Annotated in this window: 17 protein-coding genes; 4 read left to right on the top strand and 13 right to left on the bottom strand. The window is 67.0% G+C overall.

Going from position 1 to position 19177, the window contains the following annotated elements; all coding sequences use genetic code 11:
• Positions 1-464: 464 nt before the first annotated feature.
• Together tyrS and AB4Z42_RS22960 are read right to left on the bottom strand one after the other, a co-directional pair.
• Complete coding sequence (gene tyrS / locus AB4Z42_RS22965) at positions 465-1748, bottom strand: tyrosine--tRNA ligase (RefSeq protein ID WP_442011515.1); 1284 nt, start codon at positions 1746-1748, stop codon at positions 465-467.
• Positions 1749-1766: 18 nt separating this feature from the next.
• A complete protein-coding gene (locus AB4Z42_RS22960; protein WP_442011514.1) occupies positions 1767-2435 on the bottom strand; it encodes a DNA-3-methyladenine glycosylase in 669 nt (222 codons plus the stop codon).
• Positions 2436-2438: 3 nt separating this feature from the next.
• On the opposite strand from AB4Z42_RS22960, the gene AB4Z42_RS22955 reads away from it, so the two are divergent.
• The 3 genes from AB4Z42_RS22955 to AB4Z42_RS22945 are packed head-to-tail and all read left to right on the top strand — an operon-like array spanning position 2439 to position 4584.
• On the top strand, positions 2439-3212 hold the full coding sequence (locus AB4Z42_RS22955; protein WP_442011513.1) for an ABC transporter ATP-binding protein: 774 nt from the start codon (positions 2439-2441) through the stop codon (positions 3210-3212).
• Complete coding sequence (locus AB4Z42_RS22950; protein ID WP_442011512.1) at positions 3137-3964, top strand: ABC transporter permease; 828 nt, start codon at positions 3137-3139, stop codon at positions 3962-3964. Before AB4Z42_RS22955 ends, AB4Z42_RS22950 begins: the two co-directional genes overlap by 76 nt.
• 5 nt (positions 3965-3969) lie before the next feature.
• Entirely contained in the window at positions 3970-4584 is a 615-nt protein-coding gene (locus tag AB4Z42_RS22945) for a TetR/AcrR family transcriptional regulator (RefSeq protein ID WP_442011511.1), read from the top strand.
• Here AB4Z42_RS22945 and AB4Z42_RS22940 read toward each other — a convergent pair.
• The 3 genes from AB4Z42_RS22940 to AB4Z42_RS22930 form a co-directional block, all read right to left on the bottom strand.
• Entirely contained in the window at positions 4567-4782 is a 216-nt protein-coding gene (locus AB4Z42_RS22940) for a Trm112 family protein (protein WP_442011510.1), read from the bottom strand. The genes AB4Z42_RS22945 and AB4Z42_RS22940 overlap by 18 nt on opposite strands.
• Positions 4783-4791: 9 nt before the next feature.
• Positions 4792-5373, bottom strand: coding sequence for a hypothetical protein (locus tag AB4Z42_RS22935; protein ID WP_442011509.1), 582 nt, complete (start codon positions 5371-5373; stop codon positions 4792-4794).
• Between the two features lie 102 nt (positions 5374-5475).
• Entirely contained in the window at positions 5476-8436 is a 2961-nt protein-coding gene (locus AB4Z42_RS22930; protein ID WP_442011508.1) for an acyl-CoA synthetase, read from the bottom strand.
• A 134-nt stretch (positions 8437-8570) separates the two neighbouring features.
• Here AB4Z42_RS22930 and AB4Z42_RS22925 point away from each other — a divergent pair, with 134 nt between their 5' ends.
• Positions 8571-10319 (top strand): ABC-F family ATP-binding cassette domain-containing protein, encoded by a 1749-nt coding sequence (locus tag AB4Z42_RS22925; protein WP_442011507.1) that lies wholly within the window; start codon positions 8571-8573, stop codon positions 10317-10319.
• A 3-nt stretch (positions 10320-10322) separates the two neighbouring features.
• Here AB4Z42_RS22925 and argH read toward each other — a convergent pair whose 3' ends face one another.
• From argH to argC, 8 genes are read right to left on the bottom strand one after another with little or no spacing between them, the layout of a single operon-like run.
• Complete coding sequence (gene argH, locus AB4Z42_RS22920; RefSeq protein ID WP_442011506.1) at positions 10323-11735, bottom strand: argininosuccinate lyase; 1413 nt, start codon at positions 11733-11735, stop codon at positions 10323-10325.
• Positions 11732-12934 carry an argininosuccinate synthase gene (locus AB4Z42_RS22915; RefSeq protein ID WP_442011505.1) on the bottom strand — a complete coding sequence of 401 codons (1203 nt, stop codon included), beginning with the start codon at positions 12932-12934 and terminating at the stop codon, positions 11732-11734. The genes argH and AB4Z42_RS22915 overlap by 4 nt, the downstream gene beginning before the upstream one ends.
• Positions 12934-13428, bottom strand: coding sequence for an arginine repressor (locus AB4Z42_RS22910; RefSeq protein ID WP_442011504.1), 495 nt, complete (start codon positions 13426-13428; stop codon positions 12934-12936). The genes AB4Z42_RS22915 and AB4Z42_RS22910 overlap by 1 nt, the downstream gene beginning before the upstream one ends.
• Positions 13425-14348 (bottom strand): ornithine carbamoyltransferase, encoded by a 924-nt coding sequence (gene argF, locus AB4Z42_RS22905; RefSeq protein ID WP_442011503.1) that lies wholly within the window; start codon positions 14346-14348, stop codon positions 13425-13427. Before argF ends, AB4Z42_RS22910 begins: the two co-directional genes overlap by 4 nt.
• Positions 14345-15517 (bottom strand): acetylornithine transaminase, encoded by a 1173-nt coding sequence (locus AB4Z42_RS22900; RefSeq protein ID WP_442011502.1) that lies wholly within the window; start codon positions 15515-15517, stop codon positions 14345-14347. Before AB4Z42_RS22900 ends, argF begins: the two co-directional genes overlap by 4 nt.
• Positions 15514-16386: an acetylglutamate kinase gene (gene argB, locus AB4Z42_RS22895; RefSeq protein WP_442011501.1), complete on the bottom strand. Its 873-nt coding sequence runs from the start codon at positions 16384-16386 to the stop codon at positions 15514-15516. The genes AB4Z42_RS22900 and argB overlap by 4 nt, the downstream gene beginning before the upstream one ends.
• Positions 16383-17627 (bottom strand): bifunctional glutamate N-acetyltransferase/amino-acid acetyltransferase ArgJ, encoded by a 1245-nt coding sequence (gene argJ, locus AB4Z42_RS22890; RefSeq protein ID WP_442011500.1) that lies wholly within the window; start codon positions 17625-17627, stop codon positions 16383-16385. Before argJ ends, argB begins: the two co-directional genes overlap by 4 nt.
• Entirely contained in the window at positions 17624-18658 is a 1035-nt protein-coding gene (gene argC, locus AB4Z42_RS22885; protein WP_442011499.1) for an N-acetyl-gamma-glutamyl-phosphate reductase, read from the bottom strand. The genes argJ and argC overlap by 4 nt, the downstream gene beginning before the upstream one ends.
• Positions 18659-19177 lie beyond the last annotated feature (519 nt).

Genomic DNA, 19177 nt, shown 5'->3' with positions numbered 1-19177 from the left:
ATTCGAATCAGAACAAGCCTGAAACCAAAACAAAGACACCAAAACTGGCATCAAAAAACATCCACCCCTAAACGGGAAAAAGAGGTGAACAAAAACAACAACAAACAAAAACCACCAAACACACTATTGAGTTCTCAAACAACACACCCAGACTGACCGCGCAAGAATCCTCGGCGATTAAGCCGAGGTCTCTAGTTCGGACAGACGAGGACACCCACCGAAGTGGACTTCCCTCTGGAGGCCGCCGCGCTCTCCGGGCTTTTGGGCCCGTGTCGCGGCGACTCCGATAAGTTACGTGAGGGATAACTCTGAGTCAAATGGCCTGCTAGAGCGTGTTTCTCGAAACTGCTCTTGCGTGCGCACCGACAGGTGCGTCGACTCTCAAGGGCTTCAACGCAGCGGTCGCCGAGTTTGTTCCCGAAAGGACACAGAACCCATTGACCAGAGCGATCGGCTCCAGCAACTCATCCAACGCGTTCGATCCCGGCGATATTCCGCTTGCCCCTGCGCAGCACCAGCCACCGTCCGTGGAGGAAGTCCGACGGCTCCGCTGTCCACTCTTCGCTTTCGATGCGGACGTTGTTGACGTAGGCGCCGCCCTCACCGATGGTCCGACGGGCCGCCCCCTTACTCGCCGACAGGCCGCTGGCCACCAATAGGTCCGTTATCGAATCGGGCCCACCAGGCGCGAGCTCGGCGACCGACGCCTCGCGCAGCGCTGCGGCCAGCGTCGGCTCGTCGAGCTGCGCGAGTTCGCCGCGGCCGAACAAGGCCTGGCTGGCGTGCTCGACGGACTCGGTCGCGGCCTCCCCATGCACCAGATTCGTGAGCTCCCGCGCCAGCCGGCGCTGACCTGCACGTTCGTGCGGGCGCTCCGCCGTCGCCTCCTCCAGCTCCGCCAGTTCCTCCGGCGACAGGAAGGTGAACCACCGCAGGTAACGGACCACATCGGCATCGGAGGTATTCACGAAGTACTGGTACCAGGCGTACGGACTCGTCATCTCCGGGTCGAGCCAGAGGCTGCCGCCGCCCGTCGACTTGCCGAACTTCTGGCCTTCCGAATCGGTGACCAACGGAGTGGTCAGCGCATGCACGGTCGCACCCGCTTTCTGTCGGACCAGGCGGACTCCGGCGATGATGTTGCCCCACTGGTCGGACCCGCCGATCTGCAATCCGCACCCGTAGCGCTGGTGCAACTCCACGAAATCGTTGGCTTGCAGCAGCATGTAGCTGAATTCGGTGTAGGAGATGCCCTCGCCCTCGAGACGACGCCGCACCGTGTCCCGGTCCAGCATCACGTTGACCGAGAAGTACTTCCCCACATCGCGAAGAAACTCGATCGCGGGCATCTGCGCGGTCCAGGTCAGGTTGTTCTCCACCACCGCGCCGGTCGGCGAGTCGCCGAATTCGACGAATCGCTCGAGCTGGCCACGAATCCGATCGGCCCACTCAGCGACCGTGTCGGCGTTGTTCAGCGTGCGCTCGCCCACGTCGCGTGGATCGCCGATCATGCCGGTCGCTCCCCCGGCCAGCACAATCGGCCGGTGGCCGGCCTGCTGAAACCGGCGCAGCGTCAGCAGCGGAATGAGGTGGCCCGCGTGCAGGCTCGGCGCCGTCGGATCGAAACCCGAGTAGACCGTGACGGGGCCTGCGGCCAACGCCGCTGCCAGCGCCTCCCGGTCGGTGGACTGCGCGATCAGCCCGCGCCACTCCAGCTCATCGAGGATGGAAGCGCCCGTAGAAGTCACAGCACCGATCTTCTCGCACTAGTCGCTTTCGCCGGGAGCCGGTGCCCGTGGGCTGCGGCGATAGAGCGACACTTCCGGGCGGCCTGCCAGCCACAATCGCCACGGCCGATCGGCGGCCTTGCTGACACCGACACGGGGCCCGGACACACCTTCGTGCTTCGCGCCGAGCACCACGCGGATCGGGCTCTTCGCGTCGAACAGATCAATACCGTTGTCCTCCATGGTGATTCCGAGCGCGGAGCACAGGTTTCCGGGCCCCCGCGCAAGGGCGGCAGGACGGACCGAGTCCCCGCGGCGAACTTGGGCGACATCTGCCCCGGACTCCATGGCGGCCGCCCGCAACAGCACCGCGCCCGCAACATCGACGGTCGCGCACACGACATTCGCGCAGACGTGTATGCCATGGCTGCGGTAGGTGTAGAGCCGCCCGGCCGGTCCGAACATGACGGCGTTGCGTCCTCCCATGCCTCGATATGAATGAGATGCCGCATCGGGCCACGGACCGGCGTCCGGACCGCCGTACGCCTCGACCTCGACGATCATCGCGCTCACATCGCGCCCGACCAGCACCGCGCCCAGCAGTCGCCGGGCGGCGCTGAGCGGATCCACGGACAACCGGCGTGAACTCACCGCAGCGATTCTGCCCGGCAAGTCTTGACACGCACACCCCGGCCGAGGATTATTCATCGCATGATGAGTTCATCGGGTGATGAATTACAACGCACTGCTGAGGACGTCGCGGTCGACGTCCGGGATCTTCGGGTCGTCCGAGGTGGTCGCGTCGCGCTCGACGACGTCTCCGTGCAGATTGCGCGGGGCACCATGACCGGACTACTTGGCCCGTCTGGGTGCGGTAAGACGACCCTGATGCGCAGCATCGTCGGCACCCAGATCATCGCGAAGGGCACCGTGACGGTGCTGGGGCGCCCGGCCGGTTCGGCCGAGCTGCGCCACCGGGTCGGGTACGTCACACAGAGTGCGACGATCTACGACGATCTGAGGGTCATCGACAACGTCCGCTACTTCGCGGCATTGACCGGCACAACCGCCGCGGACGCGGACGAGGCGGTCGCCACCGTCGGCCTCGATGATCACCGAACCGCGTTGTGCGGCAATCTTTCCGGTGGCCAACGCACCCGCGCCTCCCTGGCATGTGCGCTGGTGTCGCACCCCGATCTGTTGGTGCTCGACGAGCCCACCGTCGGCCTGGACCCGGTGCTTCGCGTTGATCTCTGGGAACAGTTCCACCAACTCGCAAAGGGCGGCACGACGTTGATCGTGTCGAGCCACGTCATGGACGAGGCCGACCACTGCGGCGATCTACTGCTGATGCGCGAGGGCCACCTTCTCGCGCACACCACACCAACGAAATTACGAGAGGACACGGGATGTCAGTCACTGGAGGAGGCGTTTCTGTCCGTCATCCGGCACAGCACCGCAGCCACACGAGCCGAAGCCGGCTGAGCCCGCGGGCCTATCTGGCCACCACCACGCGAATCCTGCGTCAGCTGGCCGCCGACCACCGCAGCGTCGCGATGATCCTCGTCGTTCCGAGTCTCATCATCACGCTGATGTATTTCATGTTCCAGGACGCGCCGCACCGTCCCGGCGCTCCGTCGCCGTTCAACAACGCCTGTTTGATCATGCTCGGCGTGTTCCCGCTCATCGTGATGTTCCTGATCACGTCGATCACCATGCAGCGCGAACGGGTTTCGGGCACGTTGGAGCGGATCCTGACGACTCCCCTGCGCCGCCTGGACCTGCTGGCCGCGTACGGGACAGCGTTCTCGATTGCCGCCGCCGCGCAGGCGACGCTGGCGTGCATCGTGTCGTTCTGGCTCCTCGGTCTGGACACCGCGGGCAGCCCCATCCTGGTGTTCACGATTGCGATCATCAACGCGGTTCTCGGCGTCGGATTGGGCCTGCTCTGTAGTGCATTCGCCCGCACCGAGTTTCAAGCCGTCCAGTTCATGCCGCTGGTGATCGCCCCGCAACTACTGCTCTGCGGAATCATCGTGCCGCGCGACGTGCTGCCGAATTGGCTGCAGTGGATCAGCAATGCGCTGCCCGCCAGTTACGCTCTGGAAGCGTTGCAACAGGTGGGTGCGTACGCGGAGCCGACGTTCATCGCGGTGCGGGACATCGCCGTCGTCATCGGCTTCGCGATCGTCGCGCTGTGCCTGGCCGCTGCGACGCTACGACGAAGGACACCGTAGAGGCTTTGACGACCAACACCGAACGCAAGCGTCCCGGGCGGCCGCCCGGGACGTCGGACACCCGCGAGCGCATTCTGAACAGCGCGCGGGAGTTGTTCGCCCGCAACGGTATTGACAAGACCTCCATCCGCGCCATCGCCGCGGACGCGGATGTGGATCCCGCGCTCGTCCACCACTACTACGGCACCAAGACCAAACTGTTCGCCGAGGCGATCCACATCCCGATCGACCCGATGGAGGTGATCGGCCCGCTGCAGCGCATCCCCGTCGAAGAGATCGGCTACACGCTCCCGTCGCTTCTGTTGCCGCTGTGGGACTCCGAGATGGGTAAGGGATTCATCGCCACCCTGCGATCGATTCTGGCAGGCAGTGACCCGTCGCTGGTGCGCTCGTTTCTGCAGGAGGTCATCACCAAGGAGGTCGGCTCCCGCGTGGACGATCCGCCCGGAAGTGGGCCCGTGCGCGTGCAATTCGTCGCCTCGCAGCTGGTCGGCGTCGTCATGGCGCGATACATTCTCGAGCTCGACCCGTTCAAGTCGCTGCCGGTCGAACAGATCGCCGAGACCATCGCCCCGAACCTGCAGCGCTACCTCACCGGCGAGCTACCCGGATTCTCCTGACGCCCGTTCGAGCAGCCTGGCGTGTTCGGCGTCGTCGGTCACAGTGACGGCTTCGTCGATCAGCAGGACCGGAACGCCGTCCTCGATGCGGTATGCACGCCGCAGTCGCGGGTTGTACAGAAACTCGTTGCCCACCAGGAGAAGCGGGCCGCGGTCCTCCGGGCAGACCAGGATGGCAAGGAGCTTGTCGTCGAGCACAGTTGCGCGTCAGCCGCCGGGGATGACCGGCACGGCGCCGCCGGACTGTTGCTGCTGCTGAGCTGCCATCTGCTGTTGCGCCTGCAACTTGCGCTGGTATTGCAGCGTCGCCTTCAGCGCCTCGATGAGCGGGGTTTGGTTGGGTCGGTGTTCGAGAGCATCCTGGATTGCGACTTTGTTCGCATTCGACGCCTTGAAACCCTGGGCGCGTAGTTTCATCACGTCGTCGATCAGAGTCGACAGCTGGCCGCCACCGTCACCCAAGTCGTACTCGTTGTAGATGATCGTCAGCGCCTGGTCGGCAGTCATGTTCGCTGGGAGTTCATCCGGCGCTTCCCCCGCAACGGGCTTCGCGCACTCTTCTCCGGTGCAGGGCTCCCCCGGCGCACGGGTGTCTGCCTCCCCCGCCACCGGCTTCGCGCAGTCCTCACCCGTGCAGGGCTCTCCTGGCGCACGGGTATCAGACGCCGTCGAATCGGGCTGGGCGAACGCCGTCGATGCGCCGAATCCGGTCATGAGGCCGACGGCGAGCACTCCGCCGACAAGGGCACGACGCCACTCGACGCGGGCCTTACCGGTCTGCGATGCCATTAACCCCTCCAGCGCGATAGACCATCTACTGCCCCGGCCCGACGGCGACCTGCCGCCAGCGGGAGCCTAACAGCGTGACGACCGCGCGGCATGCCGCGTGAATCACCCACCAGCGATCTCGGCGCGTACCGCGACGGTTAACCGCTTGTACCGATTCGTATCGAGATCGAGGTACCAGGCGTTACGGGACGGTTTGGGAACCCCGGCGCTGCGCAACGGGCTGATCAACGGTCGGCAGGACGCGCTGAGGGTCATCTCGGGCACCACATGCACGATGTCGGGGGGGTTACCGACGGGCAGATCGGCGAGCGCTTCGGACAGATCCGCGGACGCGATCGTGCCGCCAGGCTGCAGCGCGAGCGCCGTGACCGCGAGATTCTGCCCGTCGGCCTCCACCAGGTAGGTGACCGCGAGATCCACCGCGGCGAGACGGCTGACGGCGTCGTTGACGGTTGCCGCGTATACGACACCGCGAGGCGTGCGGATCACCGTCCCGCGGCCGTCAACCTGCCAGTAGTCGCCGTCGTCGTCGCGCCGGAAGAGGTATTCGGTGGACACCCACGTGTCCGCGGGCGCGAAGACACCGCGCTTGACCGACGCCGTCGGATCCACTGGCCCGCGCGGATGCGCGAGCAGCACGCCCACCTCGTTGGCCTCCGCTCGACGCACGAATCCGCGCTCGTCCTCGAGGATCAGGTCGTCCTCGGCGTCGTACGCGGCCAATGCGACCTCGCCGCCGCCGGGCAGTGGCCGGCCCTTGCTGCCGACCTTGGCGCCCGACACGTTGGCCAGCACCGCCTGCCCGTCCGTGGTCGCGAAGAATTCGACGACGCGGGCGGGTGCGAACACCTCCACGACCCGCTTCCACAGGCCGGTCGGCATTCCGGAACCGATGAACAGCCGGACCGGGTGGCTTCCGGTGAGCGAGAACGACGGATCGTCGATGACGTCGCGCAGCATTGCCCACGTGTAGGAGACGACGGTGACGCCGTACTGGCGGATCTCCTGGACGAACCGGTCCGGACGCAGACCGCGGGACAGCGCGATGCGGGATCCGCCAACGACCGCGCCACCGAGTGCGACCAACAGCCCGGATTGGTGGTGCAGCGGAGTCAGGCAGTACACCGTGTCGCCGCGCCCGAGGTTGGCGGCCGAGGCGGTGCCGAACGCCGACAACGCCCAGCGGTAGTTGGTGATCTGACGGGCGACGAACTCCCCGCCGATCGAGCTGAACGCGATGAACGCGAGGTCGCGGGCGAGCCCGGGGTTCGGGCGGTACCAGCCGGGGAGTTCGACGACGTCGGGGTCGATCTTCTCCATGTCGATGACGTCGGCGTCGTCCGGGAGATCCAGGTCGCGAACCTCGCCACCGCCGAGCACCAGGACGCGCATGTCGAGTTTGCGTGCCGCGTCGAGGTTGATCGGGTCGGCGATGATGTCGGATACCGCGCCGAGCCGGGCGGCGGCCGCCAGGTCGGCATCGGGTGGCATCAGCACAGCGACGGCGCCCAGCCGCGAGAGCGCCGCGATCGCGACGAGCGCACTGGGCCGGGTCTCCATCAACACACCGACGTGCGCGCCCTGCCGGACACCGACCTCGATGAGGCCGCGGACCACGTTGTTGATGCGGCGATCCACCGCCTCGTAGGTGTGGACGCGGCCGTCGAACAGCAGAGCCTCGCCGTTGGGCAGATCGCGGGCCTGCTCGGACATGAGCCGGCCCAGCGAGATTCGGGAATGCTCGTTGGTCTGGCCGAGGCGCGCGAGGCGGGGCAGTGTGCGATAGGTCTCGACGACGATTGCGCGCGCGGACTTGTTGGCGGCGACGACCGCGTCGGCCGCCGACCGGGCCAGGCTGAACACCATCTCGGTCGCGGCGTTGGTGCCGTGGGCCAGTCGCGAGCTCAGCGACACACCGCTTTCGCTGGGCTCCTCGGGCTGCAGCGGCATCGGCGAGACACCGTCGGGCATACCGCCGGTGCTGTCGATCCACTTGACCCACTGGGCCACTGCGGGCCAGGTCTGGGTCGACGCCTTCGAGCCGACGACCAGCCCGAAATGACCTGCGCGGATGAGGAATTCGTAGACATCCGCCTTCGGGGCGGCACGCTTGATCCCGCGCACAGAGGCCGGCTGACCGATGTCGTCGACCTCACCGATGACGGCCAGCACGGGGACGTCGATATCCGACAGGGTGACCAGGTCGCCATGGATCGAGAAGCCGCCGCTCATCATGCGGTTGTGCGCGATGAACTGTTTGAGGAGTTCGGCGATCGCAGGCCCCGACCACGCGATCCAACCTTCGGACTGAAGGAATCGCCGTTGCTGTTCGCGGGGCAGCAAAGCCTCGCGGTCGTGCAACTGACGGAGGAAGTCGATACGCGACTGCGCGGTCTTGATCGGGTCGAGCATCTGAAAACCGGTGCGCGCCAGCCAGCCGGGAATGTCCATGCGGCTGAAGACGTGGTCCGCCATGAAGTCCGCTGCCGCGGGCGCGATGCTGGCAGGCATGTTCATCGGCAGGCCGGCGAGCGTGTCGACGGGCGCCCCGAACGCGATGATGCTCGCCAGATCCCTGGACCTGCGGTAGGCGGCGGTCTGGTAAGCGAACATGCCGCCCTGGGAGTAGCCGGCCAGATGGACGTCGCGGCCGGTCACCTCCTTGACGGTGTCGATGGCTTCGCTCAGCGCGACGACGTGGTCGGCAAGGTTGCGGTCCATGCCGCCTTCGACCTTGTCGGGAGAGCCGAAGTCGATGACCCACGGGTCGATTCCCGCCTTGTGCAGGATGCCGACTGCGCCTTCGTCGCGCGTGACGTCCCACATGTCGGCCGACATCATCATGGGATGCACCATCAGCACCGGCGGTCCGGGCTGCTTGGCCTGTGGCCTGGCGTCAGGCGGGAAGTACCGCCGCAGCCGGTACATCGGCACGCTCTGGATGAGCTGGAACGGCGACGGGACCGCTCCGGTCTCCAGGCCGCCGTAGCGCAGCACCTCCAGTCCGTTCTGTGCGGTGGCCACCAACCGCCCCACTGGTCTGGTCAGTCCCGAAAGATCCACCTGCGCGCTCCCCTAGCTGCTAATCCCCAGATTGCTGCCTTGATCATGGCATAGCGGCCTGAGACGACCCCCGAGATCGCCGCCATCGACGGCGCAGCGGTGCCGTGCGGCCAGCCACCTATCATCGGCGGTCGATGGCGAATCTGATCAACGTGGAGCGTGCGAGCGTCGGGTATGGCACCCGCACGCTGCTCGACGCCATCAGTCTCGGGGTCGACGAGGGCGATGCGATCGGCGTCGTCGGACGCAACGGCGACGGGAAGACCACCCTGCTGCGGGTGCTGACCGCGACCCGCGAGCCCGACTCCGGGCGGGTGACCCACACGTCGGGACTGTCGGTGGGATACCTGCGGCAGAGCGACGATTTCGCCGGAGCGACGGTCAGGGACGTGATCGTCGGCGGACGGCCCGACCACGTCTGGGCCGCCGAACCCGCTACCCGTGACGTCGTCTCGCATCTGCTGTCCGGTGTCGCCCTCGACCGCGAGGTCGGTGGGCTGTCCGGCGGTGAGCGGCGACGGGTGGCGCTGGCGACAGAATTGATCGCCGGCCACGACGTACTCGTGCTCGACGAGCCCACGAACCATCTGGACGTCGAGGTGATCGGTTGGCTGGCCGCCCATCTGAACGCCAGGCGCGCCAAGGCGCTGGTGGTCGTGAGCCACGACCGGTGGTTCCTCGACGCGGTGTGCACGACGACGTGGGAGGTGCACGACGGCGCCGTCGACGCGTACGACGGCGGATACGCGGCGTACGTACTGGCCCGAGCGGAACGGATGCGGCTCGCGGCCGGCGCCGAGGCCCGCAGGCAGAATCTGATGCGCAAGGAGCTGGCCTGGCTACGGCGCGGGCCGCCCGCGCGGACGTCGAAGCCGAAGTTCCGCATCCAGGCCGCCAACGACCTGATCGCCAACGAGCCGCCGCCCCGCGATTCGCTTGGGCTGCAAAGCTTTGCCACCACACGGCTCGGCAAAGACGTGTTCGACCTGCACCGCGTCCGGCTGGAGGTCGGCCCGCACGTCGTGCTGGACCGCATCGACTGGTCGATCGGGCCCGGCGCACGCATCGGACTCGTCGGCGTGAACGGCACCGGAAAGACCTCGGTGCTGCGGCTGCTCGAAGGTGAACTGCAACCGGCCTCGGGCACCATCAAGCGGGGCAAGACACTCAAGATCGGGTATCTGAGTCAGGCGCTCGTCGAAATCGACGGAACCGAGCGCGTGATCGACACCATCGAAAGCCGCCGTCGCATCACCGAATTGGCCGGCGGGCGGGAGATCTCCGCCGACACCCTGTTGAAGGACTTCGGCTTCACCGGCGACAAGCTGACCGCGCGACTGGCCGAGTTATCCGGCGGCGAGCGTCGACGGCTGCAGTTCCTGCGGCTGCTGCTCGACGAACCCAATGTGCTGCTCCTCGACGAGCCCACCAACGATCTGGACATCGACACACTGACCGTGATCGAGGACTACCTCGACGGCTGGCCGGGAACGCTGATCGTCGTCACGCACGACAGGTATTTCCTCGAGCGGGTCTCCGATGTCACGTACGCACTCACCGGCGGTGGGCGGTGCGACATGCTGCCGGGCGGTATCGAGCAGTACCTCGCAGGCCGCTCGAACGCGGCTTCTCCCGAACCGGCGCGGGCCGAACCCCAGCGCCGTGAATCGGCATCGGCGCGAGAACGTCGCGCAGGCAAGGAGATGGCCCGCATCGAAGGACAGCTCACCAAACTCGATGGCCGCATCGCCGCCGTGCACGATTCGATGGCCGAGGCGGCCGCCGATCACGTGCGGGTCGGTGAGTTGAACGCCGAGCTGAACGACCTTCTGGCGCAGAAGGATTCCCTCGAAGAAGCCTGGCTCGCGGCAGCAGAGGACTGACTGCTAGCGACGTAGCCGGAGCCGCAGCCGATCGGCGGATTCGCGGACGACACCGAGCTGTTTGGCGACCTGGATCGGGGCCGTGCCTCCCCTGGCGTCCCGGGAGTTCACCGATCCGTCGATTGTGAGCACATCGCGCACCTGCGGCGTCAACTCCGGGTGTATGCCCGCGAGCTCGGCGTCCTCGAGATCCTCGAGGCCGACGCCCCGGGCCTCTGCCGCGCGCACCGCAGCACCCGCGGCCTCGTGCGCCACCCGGAACGGCACGCCCCGTTGCACCAGCCATTCGGCGACGTCGGTGGCCAGGGTGTAGCCGAGCGGCGCCAGTTCGGCCATGCGGTCGACGTCGAAAAGCAGCGTCGCGACCAGACCCGCCATCGCCGGCAACAGCAGCTCCAGTTGGAGGACGGAGTCGAAGACCGGCTCCTTGTCCTCCTGCAGATCCCTGTTGTAGGCCAGCGGCTGTGCCTTCAGCGTCGCCAGCAGACCGGTCAGATTGCCGATCAGCCGGCCCGACTTACCGCGCGCCAACTCGGCGATGTCGGGGTTCTTCTTCTGCGGCATGATCGAGCTTCCCGTGGACCAGGAGTCGTGCAGCGTCACGTAGCCGAATTCGGTTGTACTCCAGAGGATGATGTCCTCGGCCAACCGGGACAGGTCGACGCCGATCATCGAGAACACGAACGCCGCCTCGGCGGCGAAATCACGCGACGCGGTGGCGTCGACCGAGTTGTCTGCGGCGGCGTCGAACCCGAGCTCCTCCGCGATGGCCTCGGGGTCGAGACCGAGCGACGAACCCGCCAGGGCGCCAGATCCGTACGGCGACACGGCGGCCCGCTTGTCGAAGTCGGCCAGGCGGTCGACGTCGCGAAGCAGTGGGTGTGCGTGCGCGAGTAGATGATGCGCAAGCAGGATCGGCTGTGCCGACTGCAGATGCGTCTTGCCGGGCATGATCGCGGTCGGATGCGCCGCGGCCTGCGTCGCCAGCGCCGATACGACCTCGAGCGCGCCGTCGGCGACCCGCCGGATCGCGTCGCGCAACCACATCCGGAACTGGGTGGCGACCTGATCGTTTCGCGACCGGCCCGCCCGGAGCCGTCCGCCGAGATCCTCGCCAACCCGGTCGATCAGGCCGCGTTCGAGCGCCCCGTGCACATCCTCGTCGGTCACCAGCGGCTGGAAACTGCCGTCGGCGACGTCGGAGGCCAGGCTGTCCAGACCGACCAGAAGGCCGTCGCGCTGCTCCTCGGTGAGCAGCCCCGCCCGAAAGAGCACTCGCGCGTGCGCCTTTGACGCGGCGACGTCGTACGGCGCAAGCACCCAGTCGAAATGAGTCGACTTGCTCAGCGCGACGAGTGCGTCCGACGGCCCTTCGGCGAACCGTCCGCCCCACAGCGAGCCCTCATTGGTGCTCACTTTCCGGCAAGGTCCCGTTGAGCGGAGATCTTCGACGACAGCCCGTGCACATGCACGAAACCCTTTGCCGACGACTGGTCGAAGGTGTCGCCCTCGTCGTAGGTCGCGAGATTGAAGTCGTACAGCGACTCGGCGCTGCGCCGGCCGTTGACCGCGATGTGCCCGCCGTGCAGCACCATCCGGATCTCACCGGACACGTGCTCCTGGGTTTTGGCGACAAACGACTCCAGGGCCGCTTTGAGCGGCGAATACCAGAGGCCGTCGTACACCAGCTCGCCCCACTTCTGGTCGGTGTTGCGCTTGAACCGGCCGAGTTCACGCTCCAGCGTGACGTGCTCGAGTTCGGTGTGGGCGGTGATGAGCACCATCGCGCCCGGGGCTTCGTAGATCTCACGGCTCTTGATGCCGACCAACCGGTCTTCGACGACGTCGAGCCTGCCGACACCCTGCTCGCCGGCGCGACGGTTGAGTTCCTCGATGGCCTGCAGCACGCTGACATCCCTGCCGTCGATCGAAACCGGAACGCCGCGTTCGAATCCGACGATGACCTCGTCGGGCGTGTTCCAATTGACGGTCGGGTCCTCGGTGTAGTCGTAGACGTCCTTGGTCGGCGCGTTCCACAGGTGCTCGAGGAACCCGGTCTCCACGGCACGGCCCCAGACGTTCTGGTCGATGGAGAACGGCGACCGCTTGGACACGTTGATCGGGATCGCGTTCTCCTCGGCGAAGGCGATGGCCTTCTCCCGGGTCCACGCGTAGTCACGGACCGGTGCGAGCACCTCCAGATCCGGTGCCAACGAGGCGAATCCGACCTCGAACCGCACCTGATCGTTGCCTTTGCCGGTGCAGCCGTGTGCGACGATGCCGCCGCCGTGCTCCCGCGCGGCCGTCACGAGATGTTTGACGATCAGTGGCCGGCTCAGCGCCGACACCAGCGGGTACCGGTCCATGTACAGCGCATTGGACTGAATCGCAGGAAGGCAGTACTCCTCGGCGAACTCGTCCCTGGCGTCGACGACGACGGCCTCGACCGCACCGCAATCGACGGCCCGCTGCCGGACGACTTCCATGTCCTCGCCGCCCTGGCCGAGATCGATGGCGACCGCGACGACCTCACGTCCGGTCTCTTTGCCGATCCAACTGATCGCGACCGAGGTGTCCAGACCGCCGGAATACGCCAGGATGACGCGCTCGGACATTAACTGATCTCCTTTTGTTGAATACCTTCAAGTTTCGCGGCCAGCTCGACACCGGTCATCGGCTCACGTGCGACCACCAGGATGGTGTCGTCACCGGCCACCGTGCCGACCACATACGGCAGCGCGGCGCGGTCCATCGCGCTGGCGAGGTAGTGCGCGGCGCCGGGCGGCGTCCGCAGCACCGCCAGGTTGGCGCTGGCATCCGTGGACACCAGCAGCTCGGCCAGCAGTCGCGACATCCGTTCCGTGCCACCGGATACGCCACGGACGGGGCTGCCGTCTTCGGGGACGACGTATACGCCGACGCCTCCGTCGGCGCCGCGCAATTTGACCGCGCCCAACTCCTCCAGGTCACGCGACAACGTCGCCTGCGTCACGTCGATGCCCTCGTCGGCCAGCAACGTCGCCAACTCCCCCTGGCTGTGAATCGATTGCGACGACAGGATCGACACGATGCGTGCCTGCCGTCCCGCCCTGGTCGCCGCCGACGTCATGACCGCTCCAACAACCACACCAGCAGCGCCTTCTGGGCGTGCAACCGGTTCTCGGCCTCGTCCCACACCGCGCTGTGCGGTCCGTCGATCACCTCATCGGTGATCTCTTCACCGCGGTGCGCCGGAAGACAGTGCAGGACGATGACATTGGTCTGGGCCCGCTCGACGAGCCCCGTGTTGACCTGGAACGGTTTGAACGGCCCCACCCGGTCCAGCCCGTCGTTCTCCTGCCCCATCGACGTCCAGGTGTCGGTGACGAGAACGTCGGCCCCGTCGGCGGCCGCGTGCGCATCCGTGGTCACGGTCACCGAGGCGCCCGTGTCGGCGGCGCGTTCCTTCGCGGCGGCGACGAACCGTGGGTCGGGTTCGAAACCGGCGGGAGCGCCGACGGTGACATGAATGCCGGCGGTGACGCCGCCCAGCATCAGCGAGTGCGCCATGTTGTTGGCGCCGTCGCCCAGATACGACAGTCGCAAACCGTTGAGCGTGCCGACGCGCTCGTCGAGCGTCTGCAGGTCGGCGAGCACCTGGCAGGGGTGGAACTCGTCGGAGAGGGCGTTGACGATCGGCACGGTCGCGCCGGAAGCCATTGCGGTCAAACGGTCTTGCTCGAACGTCCGCCACACGATCGCGTCGACGTAGCGCGAAAGGACCCGGCCGGTGTCCTCGAGTGTCTCGTCGCGGCCGAGCTGGGTGCTGCGACCGTCGACCACGACGGCGTGGCCGCCGAGCTGGGCGATGCCGATCTCGAAGGAGAACCGGGTGCGGGTGGAGTTCTTGTCGAAGATGACGGCCACGCCGCGGGGACCGTCGAGCGGGCGCCTGCTGAACGGAGCGTTTTTCAGCTCCGCAGCAAGCGCAAGCACCTCGGCCTGCTCCTCGGGCGTCAGGTCGTCGTCGCGCAGGAAGTGCCGCGTCATCGGGAGGACCCCGTATCGAGTACCCCGGGAAGCGCGCCGAGGAAATCGTCGACCTGAGAATCGGTGAGGATCAGCGGAGGAATCAGCCGGATCACGTTGGGGGCAGGGGCGTTGACGAGGAATCCGGCGTCCCTGGCTGCGACCTCGACGGGCTTGGCCACGTCGGACGTCAGGACGACACCGCACATGAGCCCGCGACCGCGAACGTGATCGACCGCGGGATGGCCCAGCGACTCTATGCCGTGGTGCAGCGTCTTGCCCAGCACAGCGGCGTGGCCCACCAGGTCGTCGTCGGCAACCACCTTCAATACGGCGAGCGCCGCGGCCGTGCAGACCGGATTGCCGCCGAACGTGCTGCCGTGCAGACCAGGAGCCAGCAGTCCGGCCGTCTCACCGGTCGCGATGCAGGCCCCGATCGGCAGCCCGCCGCCGAGTCCCTTCGCCAGGGTCACGATGTCCGGTGTGATGCCGTCGTGCTGGTGAGCGAAAAAGGCTCCGGTGCGGCCCATTCCGGTCTGCACCTCGTCGAGCACCAGCAGCGCGCCGTGCTCGGCGGTGATCTCGCGGGCCGCCACCAGGTAGCCGGCGGGTGGCACCACGACGCCGCCTTCGCCCATGATCGGCTCGAGGAACACCGCGGCCGTCTCATCGTCGACCGCCGCTCTGAGCGCTTCGACATCGCCGTATGGAATGTGGGTGACGTCGCCGGGAAGCGGGGCGAACGGCTCCTGCTTGGACGGCTGGCCGGTCAACGCGAGCGAACCCATGGTCCGGCCGTGGAACGCGTTCTGCGCGGCAACGAGTTTCGTGCGACCCGTCAGCCGGGTGATCTTGAACGCGACCTCGTTGGCCTCCGTTCCCGAGTTGCAGAAGAACACCCGCGCTTCGTCGGCGCCCAGCAGTCCCACCAACGCTTCGGCGAGTGCGATACCGGGCTCGGTGGCATACAGGTTCGACGTGTGACCGAGCGTGTTGAACTGCCGGGTGATGGCCTCGATGACGGCCGGATGGCCATGCCCCAGAATGTTGACCGCGAGACCACCGACCAGGTCGAGATAGGACTTGCCGTCGACATCGGTCACCACGGCCCCGTCGCCAGTCGCCAATGCGAGCGGCGGAGTGCCGTAGTTGTTCATCATCACGGCTTCCCACCGCTGCTTGAGCTTCATGCGCCAACCACCTTCGTTCCCGTCCCCTCGTCGGTGAACAACTCAACGAGCACACAGTGCTCGACGCGGCCGTCGATCACATGTGCGCTCGGCACACCGCCCGACACCGCACGCAGGCAGGCCTCGATCTTGGGCACCATGCCGGTTTCCAGCCTGGGCAGCAGCTGCGTCAGTGCGGCGGTGTCGATCTCGCTGACCAACGAACCGCGATCGGGCCAGTCGGTGTACAGACCCTCCACATCGGTCAACATCACCAGCTTCTCGGCGTCCAGCGCCTCCGCAAGCGCGGCCGCCGCGGTGTCGGCGTTGATGTTGTGCACCACCCCGTCCGCGTCGGGCGCGATCGTCGAGACCACCGGGATACGGCCCGCGTCAATGAGATCGAGCACCGAATCAGTGTTGACCCGCTCGACATCGCCGACAAGTCCAATGTCTGTCGCCACGCCGTCGACGGTCACGTCGCGCCGCACCGCGGTGAACAGATGCGCATCTTCACCCGTGACCCCGACGGCGTACGGGCCGTGCGCATTGATCAGGTTGACCAGTTCGCGGCCGACCTGTCCGAACAGCACCATCCGGGCGACGTCGAGCACCTCAGGCGTCGTGACGCGGAAGCCACCCTTGAAATCGCCTGCGATACCGAGCCGTTTGAGCATCGCGCTGATCTGCGGGCCTCCACCGTGGACGACGACGGGGTGGATGCCGCAGTTGCGCAGGAACACCATGTCGGCGGCGAAGGCGGCCTTGAGGATGTCGTCGGTCATCGCGTTGCCGCCGTACTTGACGACCACGATCTTGCCGTGCAGCTGTTTCAGCCACGGCAGGGCCGCCGCGAGCACCTGCGCCTTGACCGGCGTCGCGAGCGTCATGAGCTGTAGGCCGAGTTCTCTTCGACATACGCGTGGGACAGGTCGGTCGTGCGAATCGACGCGGCTGCGGCGCCGACGGCCAGGTCGATGGTGACGTCGATGTCCTCGCCGGACAGGTCCACCTCACGGGCACCCGGTGCGCCGACACCGTTGACGCACACCGCGGAACCGTTGAACGACACGGTGATCCGGTCGGGCTCCAACGCCACCGGTGCCATGCCGACAGCGGCCAGCACGCGACCCCAGTTCGGGTCGGATCCGAACAGCGCGGTCTTGACGAGGCTGTCGCGGGCCACCACACGGGCAGCGGTGAGAGCATCCTGTTCGGACTCGGCGCCTGTCACGGTGACGATGATGCGTTTGGTGACACCTTCGGCGTCGGCCTGCAGTTGTGCGCACAGATCGTCGCAGACCCGTAGCACCGCGTCCTCGAGCTCGGCTTGGCTCGGTGCGATCTCGCTGGCACCGGAGGCCATCAGCAATACGGTGTCGTTGGTCGAACAGCTGCCGTCGACATCGAGCCGGTCGAATGTCATCGCCGTCGCCTTGCGCAGCGCCTGGTCGAGTGCAGCAGCATCAGCGATGGCGTCGGTGGTGATGACGCACAACATCGTCGCCAGCGACGGTGCCAGCATCCCGGCACCCTTGGCCATACCGCCGACGGTCCAGCTGCCACTGTGGTGCAGGGCAACCTGTTTCGGCACGGTGTCGGTGGTCATGATGGCCCGTGCCGCCTCTTCGCCACCGGTCAGCCCGCCCGCCATCTCGTGGACTATCTCGGTGACGCCTGCCAGCACCTTGTCCATCGGCAGTCGGTCGCCGATGAGACCGGTGGAACATACGGCGACCTCGATCGCCCCGGTCTCTGTCCCCCAGTCGGACAGCGCGGCGGCGACGGCCTCGGCGGTGGCGTGGGTGTCCTGAAAGCCCTGCGGCCCGGTGCAGGCGTTGGCGCCGCCGGAGTTGAGCACGACCGCGCGCAGACGCCCGGTGGTGAGCACCTGCTGTGTCCACAGCACCGGCGCGGCCTTGACCTTGTTGCGGGTGAACACGCCCGCCGCGGCATGGTCGGGGCCCTCGTTGAAGACCAGCGCGAGGTCGAGCGCGCCGGAAGCCTTGATGCCCGCGGCGATTCCGGTGGCCCGGAAACCGGCGGGCGCGGTGACACCCTGGGTGCGGATCAGCCGCGCGGTGTCGGCGGTAGCCGGAGCCGCTCGGCCGGCGACATGGGATTCGGTCACGGTGCCACCCCTACGATCGAGAGCCCTTCGGTCTCCGGCCAGCCCAGCGCGAGGTTCATCGACTGGACCGCCGCACCGCCAGTGCCCTTCACGAGGTTGTCGATCGCGGCGATGCCGATGAACGTCGCGGCGTCCTCGTCCACGGCGACCGCGAGTTGTGCGGCGTTGCTCCCGATCACCGCTCCGGTCTTCGGCAGCTGGTCTTCGGGCAGCAGATGGATGAAAGGTTCAGCGTCATAGGCCTTCTCGTAGGCCGCGCGAATCTGCGACAGCGGCGCGGTGGTCCTCGCGGTGCAGGTGGCCAGGATGCCACGGGAGGTCGGGATCAGCACCGGGGTGAACGACACGGTGACGTCCTTGTCGGTGACGGCCTTGAGCCCCTGGGCGATTTCGGGCGTATGCCGGTGCTTACCCCCGACGTTGTACGCCCTTGCCGACCCGATGATCTCCGAGCCGAGCAGGTCGGTCTTCGCCGCGCGGCCGGCGCCCGACGTGCCGCTGACCGCGACGACGGTGACCGCGGGCTCGATGAGTTCTTCGGCGATCGCGGGCCACAGCGCGAGCAGCGCCGCAGTCGGATAGCACCCGGGGACGGCGATGCGTGTGGCGCCGCGAAGGCGTTCGCGGGCACCCGGCAGTTCGGGCAGCCCGTACGGCCAGCTGCCGGCGTGCGACGAGCCGTAGAACCGCTCCCACGCACCCGCGTCGGTCAGGCGGAAGTCGGCGCCGCAGTCGACGATGACGGTGTCGGCGCCCAGCTCGTCGGCGAGTGCGGCGGAATGACCGTGCGGAAGCGCAAGGAACACCACATCGTGGCCGCTCAGCGTCTGCGGATCGGTGGTTTCCAGCGCCCGGCCGGCCAGCGGCAACAGGTGCGGGTGATGCTCACCCAGCGACGTGCCCGCGCTGGCCGCCGCCGTAAGCGCACCGATCGTCAGCCGCCCGTCGGCGTACGCAGGGTGGCCCAGCAGCAGCCGCAGGATCTCCCCACCTGCGTATCCGCTGGCACCCGCCACTGCCACAGAAGTCATGCAGGCAATTCTGCATGGTTATGCATTGAGTTGCAAATAGATTCTTTGGCCTGGCATTGAACCGTCCACCCCGTTTCCCCGTTGCCCACGTTGGAGGTGTCATTCATGGACAATGCCGTCGCATCGCAAGCCGCCGTGGGCCGACCGCCCGGCCAGGGCTATCCGCTGACCTACTCGGTCGACTACCCCCCACGCCTCAGCCGCGCCTCGACGGTGTTCCGGCTTATCCTCGCCATCCCGATCCTGGTGGTCGTGGCGGTTCTGGTCGGCGCGGAGACGCTGACCACGACGTATGGCGTCGAACCGTACTTCCGCATCACGGTGCCCAACCTGATGGCGGTCGCGGGTCTGCTCGTCGCGCCGCCGCTGCTGATGATCCTCTTCCGGCGGAAATACCCCCGCTGGTGGTTCGACTGGAATCTGCAGCTGCTGCGGCTGCACAACCGGGTCAACGCCTACCTTCTGCTGTTGCGCGACGAATACCCGTCGACCGATGAGGAGCAGGCCGTCCACCTCGAC

Source organism: Mycobacterium sp. 2YAF39, from assembly GCF_052114565.1.
Lineage (GTDB): Bacteria > Actinomycetota > Actinomycetes > Mycobacteriales > Mycobacteriaceae > Mycobacterium.
Note: the sequence above shows the minus strand (reverse complement) of the source record. Positions and strands in the feature narration are given on the sequence as shown.

Coding starts and splice junctions, on each gene's coding strand:
- AB4Z42_RS22925 (WP_442011507.1), top strand. CDS start 8,571: ATGGCGAATCTGATCAACGTGGAGCGTGCGAGCGTCGGGTATGGCACC.
- AB4Z42_RS22935 (WP_442011509.1), bottom strand. CDS start 5,373: ATGGCATCGCAGACCGGTAAGGCCCGCGTCGAGTGGCGTCGTGCCCTT.
- argF (WP_442011503.1), bottom strand. CDS start 14,348: ATGACGCGGCACTTCCTGCGCGACGACGACCTGACGCCCGAGGAGCAG.
- argC (WP_442011499.1), bottom strand. CDS start 18,658: ATGACTTCTGTGGCAGTGGCGGGTGCCAGCGGATACGCAGGTGGGGAG.
- AB4Z42_RS22960 (WP_442011514.1), bottom strand. CDS start 2,435: ATGAATAATCCTCGGCCGGGGTGTGCGTGTCAAGACTTGCCGGGCAGA.
- AB4Z42_RS22900 (WP_442011502.1), bottom strand. CDS start 15,517: ATGAAGCTCAAGCAGCGGTGGGAAGCCGTGATGATGAACAACTACGGC.
- AB4Z42_RS22950 (WP_442011512.1), top strand. CDS start 3,137: ATGTCAGTCACTGGAGGAGGCGTTTCTGTCCGTCATCCGGCACAGCAC.
- AB4Z42_RS22910 (WP_442011504.1), bottom strand. CDS start 13,428: ATGACGTCGGCGGCGACCAGGGCGGGACGGCAGGCACGCATCGTGTCG.
- AB4Z42_RS22915 (WP_442011505.1), bottom strand. CDS start 12,934: ATGTCCGAGCGCGTCATCCTGGCGTATTCCGGCGGTCTGGACACCTCG.
- AB4Z42_RS22955 (WP_442011513.1), top strand. CDS start 2,439: ATGATGAGTTCATCGGGTGATGAATTACAACGCACTGCTGAGGACGTC.
- argB (WP_442011501.1), bottom strand. CDS start 16,386: ATGACGCTCGCGACGCCGGTCAAGGCGCAGGTGCTCGCGGCGGCCCTG.